18 protein-coding genes are annotated in these 13,641 nt (G+C 37.5%); 9 read left to right on the top strand and 9 right to left on the bottom strand.

What is annotated here, in order from left to right:
* Positions 1 to 18 precede the first annotated feature (18 nt).
* Positions 19 to 321 (top strand): YunC family protein, encoded by a 303-nt coding sequence (locus JFU23_RS12860; protein WP_002015926.1) that lies wholly within the window; start codon positions 19 to 21, stop codon positions 319 to 321.
* Between the two features lie 55 nt (positions 322 to 376).
* Positions 377 to 1,108, top strand: a complete 732-nt coding sequence (yunB, locus tag JFU23_RS12855) for a sporulation protein YunB (RefSeq protein WP_063218098.1) — start codon at positions 377 to 379, stop codon at positions 1,106 to 1,108.
* A gap of 57 nt (positions 1,109 to 1,165) precedes the next feature.
* On the opposite strand, the gene JFU23_RS12850 is transcribed toward yunB, so the two are convergent.
* Positions 1,166 to 2,149 (bottom strand): M23 family metallopeptidase, encoded by a 984-nt coding sequence (locus JFU23_RS12850; RefSeq protein ID WP_088040370.1) that lies wholly within the window; start codon positions 2,147 to 2,149, stop codon positions 1,166 to 1,168.
* Between the two features lie 189 nt (positions 2,150 to 2,338).
* Between JFU23_RS12850 and lipA the strand changes: the two genes are divergently transcribed.
* Positions 2,339 to 3,235, top strand: a complete 897-nt coding sequence (gene lipA, locus JFU23_RS12845) for a lipoyl synthase (RefSeq protein WP_002015922.1) — start codon at positions 2,339 to 2,341, stop codon at positions 3,233 to 3,235.
* Between the two features lie 20 nt (positions 3,236 to 3,255).
* Here lipA and JFU23_RS12840 read toward each other — a convergent pair whose 3' ends face one another.
* Complete coding sequence (locus JFU23_RS12840; protein WP_002089362.1) at positions 3,256 to 3,735, bottom strand: YbaK/EbsC family protein; 480 nt, start codon at positions 3,733 to 3,735, stop codon at positions 3,256 to 3,258.
* A gap of 82 nt (positions 3,736 to 3,817) precedes the next feature.
* Entirely contained in the window at positions 3,818 to 4,372 is a 555-nt protein-coding gene (locus JFU23_RS12835) for a histidine phosphatase family protein (RefSeq protein WP_201032025.1), read from the bottom strand.
* 133 nt (positions 4,373 to 4,505) lie between these two features.
* Here JFU23_RS12835 and JFU23_RS12830 point away from each other — a divergent pair, with 133 nt between their 5' ends.
* Positions 4,506 to 4,949 (top strand): hypothetical protein, encoded by a 444-nt coding sequence (locus tag JFU23_RS12830; protein ID WP_201032024.1) that lies wholly within the window; start codon positions 4,506 to 4,508, stop codon positions 4,947 to 4,949.
* A gap of 24 nt (positions 4,950 to 4,973) precedes the next feature.
* On the opposite strand, the gene JFU23_RS12825 is transcribed toward JFU23_RS12830, so the two are convergent.
* A protein-coding gene (locus JFU23_RS12825; protein WP_374191743.1) for an IS1182 family transposase occupies positions 4,974 to 6,436 on the bottom strand; the annotation gives its coding sequence in 2 pieces (ribosomal slippage) (positions 4,974 to 5,875 and positions 5,875 to 6,436; 1,464 coding nt in all).
* Between the two features lie 130 nt (positions 6,437 to 6,566).
* Complete coding sequence (locus JFU23_RS12820) at positions 6,567 to 7,382, bottom strand: YhfC family intramembrane metalloprotease (RefSeq protein WP_061690078.1); 816 nt, start codon at positions 7,380 to 7,382, stop codon at positions 6,567 to 6,569.
* 99 nt (positions 7,383 to 7,481) lie between these two features.
* On the opposite strand from JFU23_RS12820, the gene JFU23_RS12815 reads away from it, so the two are divergent.
* Positions 7,482 to 8,213 (top strand): MerR family transcriptional regulator, encoded by a 732-nt coding sequence (locus JFU23_RS12815; RefSeq protein ID WP_201032023.1) that lies wholly within the window; start codon positions 7,482 to 7,484, stop codon positions 8,211 to 8,213.
* Between the two features lie 28 nt (positions 8,214 to 8,241).
* Here JFU23_RS12815 and JFU23_RS12810 read toward each other — a convergent pair whose 3' ends face one another.
* Complete coding sequence (locus JFU23_RS12810; RefSeq protein WP_002015915.1) at positions 8,242 to 8,820, bottom strand: YhcN/YlaJ family sporulation lipoprotein; 579 nt, start codon at positions 8,818 to 8,820, stop codon at positions 8,242 to 8,244.
* A 118-nt stretch (positions 8,821 to 8,938) separates the two neighbouring features.
* Here JFU23_RS12810 and JFU23_RS12805 point away from each other — a divergent pair, with 118 nt between their 5' ends.
* The gene (locus tag JFU23_RS12805) at positions 8,939 to 9,241 is read left to right on the top strand and encodes a YutD family protein (RefSeq protein ID WP_002015914.1); all 303 of its coding nucleotides are present in this window, start codon (positions 8,939 to 8,941) and stop codon (positions 9,239 to 9,241) included.
* A gap of 44 nt (positions 9,242 to 9,285) precedes the next feature.
* On the opposite strand, the gene JFU23_RS12800 is transcribed toward JFU23_RS12805, so the two are convergent.
* The 3 genes from JFU23_RS12800 to glpX all read right to left on the bottom strand — a co-directional run bounded on the left by JFU23_RS12800 (position 9,286) and on the right by glpX (position 11,412).
* Positions 9,286 to 9,783, bottom strand: a complete 498-nt coding sequence (locus JFU23_RS12800; RefSeq protein WP_201032022.1) for a cytoplasmic protein — start codon at positions 9,781 to 9,783, stop codon at positions 9,286 to 9,288.
* Between the two features lie 374 nt (positions 9,784 to 10,157).
* Positions 10,158 to 10,424: a DUF3055 domain-containing protein gene (locus JFU23_RS12795; protein ID WP_002015912.1), complete on the bottom strand. Its 267-nt coding sequence runs from the start codon at positions 10,422 to 10,424 to the stop codon at positions 10,158 to 10,160.
* Positions 10,425 to 10,440: 16 nt separating this feature from the next.
* The gene (gene glpX, locus JFU23_RS12790) at positions 10,441 to 11,412 is read right to left on the bottom strand and encodes a class II fructose-bisphosphatase (RefSeq protein WP_002015911.1); all 972 of its coding nucleotides are present in this window, start codon (positions 11,410 to 11,412) and stop codon (positions 10,441 to 10,443) included.
* Positions 11,413 to 11,559: 147 nt separating this feature from the next.
* On the opposite strand from glpX, the gene JFU23_RS12785 reads away from it, so the two are divergent.
* From JFU23_RS12785 to JFU23_RS12775, 3 genes are all read left to right on the top strand, one after another.
* Positions 11,560 to 12,000: a DUF86 domain-containing protein gene (locus JFU23_RS12785; RefSeq protein WP_002015910.1), complete on the top strand. Its 441-nt coding sequence runs from the start codon at positions 11,560 to 11,562 to the stop codon at positions 11,998 to 12,000.
* Between the two features lie 78 nt (positions 12,001 to 12,078).
* A complete protein-coding gene (locus JFU23_RS12780; protein WP_012261929.1) occupies positions 12,079 to 12,711 on the top strand; it encodes a helix-turn-helix transcriptional regulator in 633 nt (210 codons plus the stop codon).
* 107 nt (positions 12,712 to 12,818) lie between these two features.
* Positions 12,819 to 13,583, top strand: coding sequence for a TIGR01457 family HAD-type hydrolase (locus tag JFU23_RS12775; RefSeq protein WP_002089349.1), 765 nt, complete (start codon positions 12,819 to 12,821; stop codon positions 13,581 to 13,583).
* Positions 13,584 to 13,641 lie beyond the last annotated feature (58 nt).

Below are 13,641 nucleotides of genomic sequence, written 5' to 3'. Positions count from 1 at the left end.
AAGAGAGGAGTGTGAACTATGGTTAATGTAGAGCCAATTATAATTGATAACTATACGTTCATTGCTGTTAGCGTAAAACTTCCAAAGACAAATTTGCTAGCTGTAATGAGCGATAAAGGATATATTATGTGCGGTGCTTTAGATGTAGGTCTTCTAAATGAGAAGTTAGGTGATCGAGGAATTATTGCTGGCCGTGCGGTTGGTGTAAGAACGATTGAACAACTTCTTGAAGCACCGCTGGAATCAGTAACGACTGGAGCCGAAGCTTTAGGTATTCCGGTAGGCACAATCGGAAAAGATGCACTATTAAAAATGAGATAAGCATATATCGTCCCTCTTTCTTGCATAGAAATAATATAAGAAGGAGGGTTTTCTTATGGGCATATTTCGTTCGAAAAATTCGCGGTTTCGAAGGGGACCGATTTCCTTTCGGTATATACTGCTTATTTCATTTATTATTTTTATCGTAATGGTAGTTCAAGGTTTATGGATTGTAAATAAAAGTATTCAGCCAACGTTAATTAAGTATGGGGAAACAGAGACTCATAAAATGGCAACCGCAGTTATGACGAAAGCGGTAAAAGACCGAATTAATGAAGGGTTTGATGTAGATTCATTAATGAAAGTACAAACGGATAGGAACGGGAAAGTATCTACAATTGATTTAAATACAAAACAAGTAAATGAAATATTAACATCGACTACTGCATACATAGAAAAATATTTACAACAAGTAGAAAAAGGGGATACGAAAGCACTTGGTATTTTTGAAGAGAATGGGGTATCTATGTCAGTTCCTTTTGGGCGCATAACTGATAATGCGCTTCTTGGTAATATAGGACCGGATATTCCGATTAATTTTACGCCAATTGGTCATGTGAATACGGATATTAAACAATTAGTTGAGCCTCAAGGAATTAATAATACAGCGATCAAAATTATTATGGAAGTGGAAGTGACGTTACAAGTTATGATTCCGTTACGCACGAAAGAAATTAAAGTGAAGCAAAACATTCCGATTGCGACGCGCATCGTTCAAGGTGAAGTGCCTACTTATTACGGAAGCGGGGGAGTTGTTGTACCAGATAAAAAGAAAATGGATAATTAGTCAGTAGTGTTCTGTTGATTTATATTTATAAAAAATAACCGTAGCAATTTGCTACGGTTATCGTTTTGTATTTGCTCGTTCTTTTCGTTCCCAAAGGCTTAAATGCATGTATGGATCGAAAGCCCATTCTGTATAGCCATTGTCTTTATACATGCCGAAATGTAAGTGGGGCGGGAATTTTCCAGCTGTACCAGGAGGACCGTAGCCGGTACTACCGACAAATCCGATTACTTTTCCTGGTTCGACAATTTGTCCGAGCTGTATTTCTTTAGAGAACCCGCCTAAATGAGCGTAATAGTGGTAATTATTATGAAGGTCACGAATACCAATGCGCCATCCACCAAGACGATTCCATCCTTTTGTTTCAATAACGCCATAGCAGGTTGATCGTACTGGTACGCCATATCCAGCAAAAATATCGGTTCCTTCATGAATCCTCCTGCCGCCAAAGCTTCTACCAGCACCGAAAGTACTACGATAGCTATGGTCACTGCGAATCGGGAGAGGGAAAGCATTGCCTTCTAAATTAATGCGTCCATAATGTTTATAAATTCGGGCGTATTCTGTAATTAATTCAACTGTTTTTGCACGTCTATAATATTCCCAAAGCATAATGTTAATACGGTCTTCCGACGTTCCTTGTTTCTTTAAAATGGTTGCTGCTGTCTGCAGAAGATCACGGTCGTTATTTGCATTTGCAAATCCATCTTTGTCACCATCTAAACCCATTCCGCCAAATAGAGAAATTGTATGGGGGAGAGTATCATTACTATTAACAGGTCCAGCCCATATTTCAGGTTTGAAATAAAGGGAAATGATGGCATCTGGTTTTTTCGGAATATCTTTTCTTACGCTCCGTATGTTTCTTTCGTATTGATCCATTGCGGCTAAGTAATACCACGGAATACCGGAAGATTGCTCAGTTTCTTTATATAGTGCCATGCGCTTTTCATATATGCTTTGCTGATTATCTTCACCGTAAGCGATGTTTTGGTGGAGAAGAAAGCAAATCGAAAGCAAAAGAGAAATTTTTCGAAGCATGAAATAGACTCCTTTCACAACATCACTCTTTTTAGTGTGGGATATACGGAGTATTTCATTATAGGGAACGATTGGAAAAAATCTTAGAATCTTCATTTGAGCAAATCGCTTTCATACGTTAGAATAGATATGTTACATTGAAAGAAGCGAACACGGTAAACTATTTCATATTGTGCGGAGTTGATAACCATGACAAAACAAACAGAGTATAAGCGCAAGCCCGAATGGTTGAAAATTAAGTTAAACACGAATGAAAACTATACAGGCTTAAAGAAAATGATGCGTTCTAAGAATCTTCATACAGTTTGTGAAGAGGCGAAATGTCCGAATATTCATGAATGCTGGGCTGTAAGGAAAACAGCAACATTTATGATCTTAGGTGCGGTTTGTACACGTGCTTGTCGTTTTTGTGCGGTTAAAACAGGCTTACCAACTGAGCTTGATTTACAAGAGCCAGAACGCGTAGCAGATTCTGTAGTACAAATGGGCTTAAAGCACGTTGTTATAACAGCGGTTGCACGTGATGATTTAAAGGACGGCGGAGCAGCTGTTTTTGCTGAAACAGTACGCGCTGTACGTCGTGAAAATCCATTCACGTCTATCGAAGTATTACCATCTGATATGGGTGGGGTAGAAGAAAACTTAAAAATGTTAATGGATGCAAAACCAGATATTTTGAACCATAACATTGAAACAGTACGTCGATTATCTAACCGAGTTCGCGCTAGAGCAAAATATGACCGTTCATTAGAGTTTTTACGTCGAGCAAAAGAAATGCAGCCTGATATTCCAACTAAATCGAGCATTATGCTGGGCTTAGGTGAAACGAGAGAAGATTTAATTGAAGCAATGGATGACTTACGTGCAAACAATGTGGATATTTTAACTCTTGGACAATACCTACAACCATCTAAGAAGCATTTACCAGTTATTAAATATTACCCACCAGCAGAATTTGCAGAGCTAAAAGAAATTGCACTTAGCAAAGGATTTAGCCACTGTGAAGCTGGCCCACTTGTACGTTCTTCTTATCATGCGGACGAGCAAGTACGTTCTGCAAAAGAAAAAGTAGCAGAAGCGAAATAATGAAAAAAGAGAGCTAATCATTAGCTCTCTTTTTTCTTATACTCTAAAACTTTATTTTGACATGTGGATAAAATCTTTTTTAATTCCTCTGTGGATAATTCAATTGTAAATTCAGGTACACCAGGTGTAATTAAAATTTTATCGTAAGTATAAATTGAACTGTCCACAATAATCGTTACATCTTGTGAATAACCGAAAGGAGCTACACATCCAGGAGTGCAACCAGTTTCTTCTCTTAGCTCATTAGGAGAACAGAGAGATAAGTTCTCTCCTGTTATTTCCTTCATCTCTCCTCGGTTGAGGCGAGTGCCTTCTAACGTAAAGAATACGTAATGCTCCCCGGATTTTGATTTTAAAAATAAGCTTTTACTTGGAGTGCCTTGCAAACCAAGTCTTTCACGAACGATACGATCTGTTTCATAGTCAAGTACTGGTTCGTGTTCAAATTTTTCATAAGAAGCATTTGTTTTATGTAGTAAAGAAAGTACGTCTTCGTACATATTGAATGATACCCCTCTCTATGTTTACTGCAGTTCTACCATATCTCCTCGCGGTGTCAACTGAATGTATTGGAAAGGGATATTACTTGGATGGCGCTTCCCATAATCGTTTTATGATAGATTGTTCATCAAGTGTAATTTCATAAATATCAGGATTCGTTAAAGTTTTCCATTCATTAAAGCCGATCGTACGATCAAAGTGCTTTAAAATGAGCGTAAGTAAGTTTCCATGTGTAACGAGTAGTGTTGTAGTATGGTTTAACTTTAAAACGTCTTGGATAAGCGATATAGCACGGTCCGTTGCTTGTTTTGTTGACTCTCCGCCTAAAAAGGCAATATCTATGTTTGTAAAAGTAGATTCTAGTTTTTGCATCCAATCATCCATCGGAACGTTGCTTAATATACGTTCAGCTAATCGTTCATCCTCTTCGATAGATAGGTTAGCTTGAATCGCATAGGGCCGAATGGAATCGATAGCTCGGACAAATGGGCTCGAAATAATATGATCTATTTGTAGCTGATTTTCTAAGAGGAATGTAGCAAGGGTGTTAGCTTGATCTTTTCCGGCAAACGTTAATTCGGCATCACGTTTTTGTCCAGTTGCGAAACAATGTCGTATTACAATAATTTTCTTCATAATTCATCCCCATCTTTCAAGTTGACGCTATATACTTCGACAAATGTGGAAAAAATTCCTTTTTATTGGAAACGGAATAGTGATCTAAGTATGTGGAAAAGTAATGTGGATAATGAAAATTTGAGGTGCAATTATGAAAAAAATGATATGCATTGTATTCAGTATTTGTTTTCTCGCGCAATTGTCCACAACATATGCACAATCAAATCAAAAATTAGACTATCCAAGCAATCGAAATAAGCCATTTGTGAGTGAGGATGTGTTTTATGAACAGTTAGATAAGAAAATCTATAAAGAGTACAAAAATGCAGCATATAGTGTTCGTAAAAAAATCTCATTTAAAGAAGTACCACATGAGGAATTTATCTTCCTGCAAAAAACAGATGTCGGTTGTCACAGTAAAATGACGATGGAAGGCTCTTTTGTTCACCCGGATCGCCAAGTATATTTCTTTGCTTCTTTTACTCAAAATGAAATAGATGAGTTTCATAAGTACATCGTTATAGATGCAGAAACAAAGAGGGAGCTGCGAGGGGGGAAAAGTTATCATCACTACGAAAATCCATATAAAAAATAACCCACCAACTGGTGGGTTATTTTTTCAGAGTGTTGGGAAACCCTTTAGGGTTCCCAACACTCTGGAATCTTTTTTGATTTTAGCGAAAGAAAACAACAAAAAATAGTAGAATTTAGAAAAATAGCCCTCCACCAACCCCTTTTTGGTTAGATGGAGGGCTATTTTTTTCATGTTTTGACAAGCGGCGGTGAGGTAAGCCTGCATTTGGACAGATTTCAGCCCTCGAAACCGAGCATATCGATAGCCATGTAGTTCTTTTGCATCCGCAAAGCTTCGCTCTATAGTTGAACATCGTACTTTATACAACTTTTTCCCTGTAGCTGTTAGTTTGTTTTTTCTAGCGATATCTTTATATTTCTCCCATATATGATGGGTGATAACTTTTTGTTTTTGTTTCTTTGAAAAGCATACCTCACGTAGCGGACAAACAGCGCAGTCTTCTGGATTCGATTTATATTGACGATATCCTTCGCGATCCGTTGTCGCATATTCTAAAATACATCCCATCGGACAAGCAAATGCATTCATTTCTTCTACATATTTAAATTGGCTTTTCGGTACTTCTTTATTTCTCTTTCCAAATCGGCGATACCCCATCACCATAAATATATTTCTTTCTGATAACTTCTTACAGATATATCCTGTAAAATAGCCTGCATCAAGAGCTACAGCTTCCACTTCAAACCCGAATTTATCAACTTGAGCTTGTAGACGTGCTAAATACGGCTCGGAATCTGCCATATTTCCAGCCGTTATATAGGTATCTGTAATAATATTGTACTTCGCATCAGTCGTACGATGATCTAAAAAATGAAAACCGTTCGGTTTTCCATCTCTCATTAAAAATCCACTATCTGGATCCGTTGTACTTATCCGAGTTTTTTTAGTAGGGGTATCACTTTCCTTTCTAGGTTTTAATTCTTTTTTCCGTGCGCCTCACGATCTTCGATTACCGCAGCTTCTAGTTCATCTATATAGAACTTTGCCTTTTCTTTTTTATATTTATGTACAAATTTATTTTTATTGGCATTGGCCTTAATGTGTGTGGAATCTGTCATCAACGCACGTCCTCCTACCATACGGCGCTCCGTCGCTTGTCTCACAATCTCATCAAAAATTTCTTCGAAAATATTTGTATGAACGAAACGAGTACGGCGATTCCAACTGATTGTAGAATGATCTGGAATTGTATCTGATAGAGAGAACCCTAAAAACCAACGGTAGGCAATGTTCGTTTTAATCTCCTTTTCCAATTGACGCTCAGAACGAATACCATAAAAATATCCAATAAACATCATCTTAAATAAAACGATAGGATGGATTGACGGACGGCCATTGTTTTCACAATAATAAGGGCGTAACTTCTCCTCAATAAAATCAAAACTAATTGTCGCTTCAATCGCACGAAGGAAATGATCTTGTGGAACCAATTCTTCTACAGAAACAGATACACGCTCGTCGCGATGATTTTTTAAAGCACCCATCATAAGAAATCTCTCCTTTTCCTCTTTTTTATCAGTGTTGACACATAAAAAGAGGTTCAGACACAAAAATAGGCTGTGGAGAAGGCTTTCTCCACAGCCTGAAAAAATAACCCACCAACTGGTGGGTTATTTTTTACTCTGGCACACTTACTAATTTCTCTTTCATTTTACGAATAAGAATGAAACCACCAATCGCGAAGAGAAGAGTAATTCCTTCTGCTACAAAGATGTTAATCATTTTTGTTTGGTAAAGTGCTGCGAAAAAGTCTACAAGTGCGTGGAATAGTATAGCGTATACGAGGAAGATGTATTTCTTTTGTTTTACCGCGTATACGACAAGCATTGTGAAGGCAATTTGCAATACAAGAGCCATAATTCTTTCCAAGCTGCCAAGGAAGTACAAATAAGCAGGTTGTTCTATTAACATATCCTTTACAAGGTTTAATTGTGGTAGTTTTTCTGCCATTTGAGCGAAGCTACCATTGTTAATAGCATTAGCGAATATAAGTGTCTGCAATGCAGAGAATCCGCCAACTAAAATGGATTCAGTCCCGCCATGACCAATTCCATAAGCGAAGCCATCTTTATATTCTAGATATTTTTTTAGTAGGAAGAAGAAGGCAACGAAGCGTCCTAATTCTTCAAAAATACCAGCAGTTAGTCCGCCATAAATTGCAAAGACATACGGATTTTCTAAAAATGGAGCGATTGCTGGATTACCACGTATAAATAGGTGGAACGGTGTTTCGAGAATTTGGGTAAATCCAATAAAGATAAGAACACCAACGCCGACCACTTTCCAATTAATATTATATTTTTTACGGAAATAAACGAGTACAATAATTGGGACCAGAACCGAAACAACGAGTTGAAATATGATGCTGGCAATTACAGTATTTGAAACCATACTTTCACCGCTTTCTAATATATGTACATATCTATTATGCATGAAATATGGGAGAGATGAAACTTTTAGAGATAAATGAATTTACTTATTGACTCTAACGTTGCGTCATACTTTATCGTATGTATTAAGGGGGAGATACGCATGACAATGAGGGTAAAAGAAGTAGCTAATTTAGTTGGGATTAGTGTGCGCACACTGCATCATTACGATGAAATTGGGTTGTTAACCCCAGATGAGACGACAGAGTCTGGATATCGTCTGTATTCCAATGAAAATTTAGAAACGTTGCAGCAAATTTTGTTTTTTAAAGAGCTAGGCTTCCCTTTGAAGAAGATTAAAGAAATTATCAAGAGTCCGTCATTTGACCATAAAGAAGCACTACAGCTTCATAAGAAAATGCTTCTTGAAAAGCGAGCCAGGTTAGATAAGGTGATAGCGACGATTGATAAAACAATTCAGCATACAAAAGGAGAGATTGAAATGACGAATAAAGAGAAATTTGAAGGCTTCGATTTCAGCCATAATCCGTACGAAGAAGAAGCACGTGAACGATGGGGAGATGAGGCTGTAGATAAAGCGAATAAAACAGCGAAGGGGATGTCTAAAGAGAAACAGGAGGAGTTTAATAATATTTACGGAAATCTAGCAGCACTTCGAAATGGAGCACCTGATTCTAAAGAGGCGCAATCCGCAATCGGGGTATGGTATGATTACTTGCAAAACTTTGGTGAATATTCATTAGAGGCCTTTAAGGGACTCGGTCAAATGTATGTTGCTGATGAGCGTTTTACGAAAAATATTGATAAGTTTGGTGAAGGTTTAGCGCAGTTTATGTGTGATGCGATGGAGGTTTATGCGGATCGTAAGAAATAGTAAAAAGGTGGAGGTTTTCTCCACCTTTTTATTTTTTAATCATGTCATTTAAAGTTTGATCCCCCGTATTGTTCAAATGAGGATTATCGCTCATTTCACGTTTTAACATATCAAGACTTTGTTCATATTCTTTATCGTTTAAGCTACCAGATTGAAGACCTTGAATTTGAGAAATCAACTTTTGGTTTGTTGATACATATGCTTTATAATAGCGAGGAACGATGGACAAAGCAGTTTTATATACTTGATCTGTTACGAGTTTTGGATCCGTTGTGTTTGCACGGTATACAACGAACACTTCGTCGTCGGTAACGAGTGTAGCGGCATTGGTGACGTCAGGAAGTTTGACTGTCATGCTTGTAATCATTTCAGCGACTTTCTCACGGTTAATGGCGCCTACTTGTTTGTTAGATACTTCATGTTTTTGTTTAGATGAATAGCCCACCCTTGTGAGCCGTGTATTTGTATTTTCCGTATGATACATGTCGTTTTTGTTGGAAACAAGAACACGACTTCCTTCTTCACGCTCCATTTCGGCTTTATTAGTTGATTGGCAGCCTGCAAATAAGGAAAGAGTGAGAAGAGAGAGTATAATTTGTTTTTTCACGATGTAGCACCTCCTTCTCCATAGCATGCACTAATTTTCAATTTTTTGTATTTGAAATTGTTGGTTGTTATGCTTTGTGATACGATAAAAAGAAGAATGCTTAGAGAGGAAGTTCATAATGGAGCAAAAGCAAGAGATTCATACTACGGTGAGCGTTAATAATGTTCAGTACGAAGTAATTAAAAACTTTCGTGACGGTTTTAGTGAAGAAGCACTTAAAGAGCGCTATGCAGAAATTTTAAATAAATATGATTATATCGTTGGAGACTGGGGTTATGAGCAACTTAGATTGCGCGGATTCTTTGATGATAGTAATCAACGTTCGACATATGATACGAAAATTAGTACTTTATCAGAGTATTTATACGAGTACTGTAACTTCGGTTGTGCACACTTTGTATTACGAAAAGTGAAGAAATGAAAAAATCCTCTTACGATTGTAAGAGGATTTTTTTTTATACTCGCTCACAAACAAATCGAAATATGATCGCCTTCAGAAAGTATTGCGTTTGGTTTCATTTGTTGTCCGTTCAATTGGATATGCCCATTTTTAATTTTATCCACAATGATAGTGCGGCTCCAATCTGAAATATATGTGGATAACACTTTATCAATCCTGTGGGAACCGAAAACTATGTCTAATACGATCGTTATTTCGGCTATACCACTTTCTTTGTATTGTGTAATGGAAATGGTAGTACTTGTTTCCGTTTGTTCTTGCTGAGTCATCTCGACAGTTTCGACGTGATCAGTAAATGATTTATAAATATGAAGTTTTTGATTCCACGTATGATCTTTCGGACATTTATAAATTGCAAATCGGTATATGTTCTTTCCGTTTGCGTTATGCCTGCGAATGTTCGTGTCGGTAAAAAGGGTAGTACGCCTGCAATTTTTACAATACTTTTCGATTGTTGCTAGTTCGTTTTCATATAAACTCCAAGAAAGTTGTACTTTCTGCATTTTCCTTCACCTCTTATATTAGTGGCAAAGGAACGTAATACAGCTATTTGGATGTCTTGTAGTATGAAGACATAAGAAAGAGACAAAAATAAAAAGAGGTTCCCCAAAGAGGAACCTCCGTAAACATCATACTACAGATGCGTTACGTTCCTTCGTAATGGGAATGGGCAGACTACTCCCTTGAAAAAGCACGGTGCTTTTTTTGAGAGTAATGCTATCCAATTGCTGGTCCATTACAAAGTAAATGTTGGCATACGCAGATAACGTCCTTTCTATCCAAATAGATTTGTTCATAAGTATAACACATGAGATTGAAAATTCAAAATATAAATTGTAAAAAAACACCAGCTAACATAGCTGGTGCACCAGATAAATTATATAAGTTCAAATAAAAATGAGCGTAATTCTTCTGCATTTTCTTCAGACATCGAAAATGCATGCTCTAAGTAGCCTTGTTCGTTTAAATCGTCAGGACCGATGATAGCAAATTTGTTGCTTTGCATATCAAGGACTATCGTTTTACCGTAATGACGATCGGAGTATAAAAGCGCTAAATCATGACGCTCATTTTCCCCCAAAAAGCTAACGAAACGAGTTCTTGTAGCGACTGTATCGTCGTACAGAAAGAAACGTTCTTCCATACACATGGCTCCTTTATTAAATATCTAAGTTTAAGTGTGGTTTATGATCTAAATGGTGATGCGTTTTAATGAAACGTACTGTTCTTGTTTTGTAACGCATTACGATAGAATATGTTTCAGCTAAATCTCCGCCAAGGAATTTCACGCCGTCTAATAATTCACCAGCAGATACACCTGTTGCTGAGAAGATTGCATCATCACCAGATACTAAGTCATCTAACATAAGAAGTTGACGAGGATCTTCTAATCCCATTTCACGACAACGAGCTTCTTCTTCTTCGTTCATTGGAACTAAGCGAGCTTGCATTTCACCTTCAAGGCATTTTAATGCTGCTGCAGAAATAACGCCTTCTGGAGCTCCGCCTACACCTACGAATAAGTCGATACCTGTTCCAGGTAAAGCTGTAGCGATTGATGCACCAACATCTCCATCACCAAATAGTTTTACGCGTGCACCTTTTGCACGAACACGGTCAATAATATCTTGATGACGTTCACGTTCTTGGATGATAACCGTTAGGTCACGAATTTTTTTATTGTTTGCTTCTGCTACAATATCAATTGTTTTTTCAATTGGATCATCTAAGCTAATTTTACCAGCTGCTTTTGGACCAACCGCGATTTTTTCCATGTACATATCCGGAGCATGAAGAAGGTTTCCTTTATCTGCGATTGCGATAACTGCCATTGCATTTGCAAGGCCTTTCGCAACGATGTTTGTACCTTCTAATGGGTCAACGGCGATATCTACTTCTGGACCGTTACCTGTTCCTAGTTCTTCACCAATATACAACATCGGTGCTTCATCAAGTTCTCCTTCACCAATTACAACTGTACCTGCCATGTTTACTGAATCGAACATATCACGCATAGCTGTAGTTGCTGCATCATCTGCTTCGTTTTTCTTTCCGCGGCCCATCCACTGTGCGGATGCTAAGGCTGCTGCTTCTGTTACACGGACAATTTCTAGTGCGAGTTCACGTTCCAAGGTTGCATTCCTCCAATTTCAAAAATCATACAAATATAACTATAACAAATAACGAGGAAAAGGTGAATTCGAAAAATTGTCGATTTTTTCAGAAGAAAGCGTTACAATTAAAATGTAAATGCTTTAATTTCCAGGTAGGTGACATTCATGTACTTCGTAGACAGAAAGAAAATAGAACAAATGCTAGTATGTTTAGAACGAGCAACAAATACATTTCAAGAGAAAAAGACATATGAAACCGAGTTTGAATTTTACGCATTAGAGCGCATGGCGCATCTTATTATCGATTGTATATTAGATGTAGGGAATGCGATGATTGATGGATTTATTATGCGCGATCCAGGAAGTTACGAAGATATTATTGATATTTTAATGGACGAGAGAGTTATAAGTGGAGAAGAGGGAGCGCATATTAAAGAAATTATTCTTCTTCGAAAGATGCTTACGCAAGATTATATTCAAATGAATCATGATGAATTATATAAGACGATTCAAAAACATATCGCCGTGGTAGAGAAATACCCAGCGAATATTCACAGTTATTTAGAAAAGGAATTAGGACCTGTATCTGCATTTGTACCAGAATAATTGTGCTTATAAGATCCCCGGGAATTCCTTTGGGGATCTTATATTGTATAGGAGAAAGAAAAGGGAGAAGGGTGAGCTATGGGGGAAGCACGTACTACGAGAGAAGAGATTGTACAATTACTGAAGATAAAAGGAGAGCATACTGTAGCAGAATTAGCCGAAGCTCTAGAAATTACAGAGATGGCGATTCGTCGACATTTAAGTAAACTAGAAAATGATGAGCTAATTTATTCAAAGATGGTAAGGCAGCATGTTGGACGCCCAACATATTTGTATGGATTAAGTCAAAAGGGAGAAGATACATTCCCGAAAGAATATAAGCAGTTTGCTATTGAAATACTTGATGATTTAGCTCGAATGGGCGATGAAAAAATACTTCGTTACGTTTTACAAGAGAGAACGAAACGAATGGAAGAGCAGTTGCAAAAGAAGATAAGTAATCAAAGTAATTTAGCGTATAAAGTACAGGAAATAGCTGCTATGCAAGAGAAAAATGGTTATATGGTTCAAATAAAGAGAGATGGAGAAAATTCTTTCGTAATTGAAAAACAAAACTGTCCGTTAAAGGAAATTGCAGAGAGATTTCCGCAAGTGTGTGAAGATGAAAAAGATATGTACAAGCGGTTATTTACAGGTGCAAATGTGAAGACGTTAACGAATATGTGTGTGGGTGATTGTAATTGTTCGTACCAAATAAAAGAGAAAAAATGAACGTTATGGGACGCTTTAAGGTAAAGCGTTTTTTTCTTTTGAAAAAGGGGTTAATATAAGAGTGGTATGATAGATGAGAACGTTAGCATAGAAGGAGAGACAAACAGATGTATAAAGGCTATTTAATTGACTTAGACGGTACAATGTATCGCGGTGAAGAGCAAATTGAAGAAGCAAGCGACTTCGTAAAAGCATTAGGAGAGCGCGGTATTCCATATTTATTCGTTACAAATAACTCAACTCGTAAACCAGAACAAGTTGCAGAAAAACTTGTTCGTTTCGATATTCCAGCGAAAGCGGAGCAAGTATTCACAACGAGTATGGCTACAGCGAACTTTATTTATGAGCGCAAACAAGATGCAACTGTATATATGATTGGTGAAGAGGGCTTACATGCTGCTCTTGTGGAAAAAGGATTTGAACTTGTGGATGAAAATCCTGATTTCGTCATTGTTGGTTTAGATCGCGATATCACATATGAAAAATTAGCAAAAGCGTGCCTTGCTGTGCGTAACGGTGCAACGTTTATTTCAACAAATGGGGATATCGCAATTCCAACTGAGCGCGGATTATTACCAGGTAACGGTTCATTAACATCAGTTGTTGCAGTATCAACAGGTGTGGACCCAATCTTTATTGGTAAACCAGAATCAATCATTATGGAACAAGCGTTAAAAGTGCTTGGCATAGGAAAAGAAGAAGCTTTAATGGTTGGGGATAACTACGATACAGATATTTTAGCGGGGATAAATGCTAGTATGCATACCCTTCTTGTCCACACTGGAGTAACAACTGTGGACAAGTTAACAGAATATGAAGTACAACCGACGCAAGTTGTGCACAACTTGACGGAGTGGATTGAGAAGATGTAATGAAAGGCAGGTAACCGGAAGAGGTTGCCTGTTTTTTATTTCTAAAATAAAGACGCTA

The organism is Bacillus sp. TH50, from assembly GCF_016650565.1.
Classification (GTDB): domain Bacteria; phylum Bacillota; class Bacilli; order Bacillales; family Bacillaceae_G; genus Bacillus_A; species Bacillus_A mycoides.
Note: the sequence above shows the minus strand (reverse complement) of the source record. Positions and strands in the feature narration are given on the sequence as shown.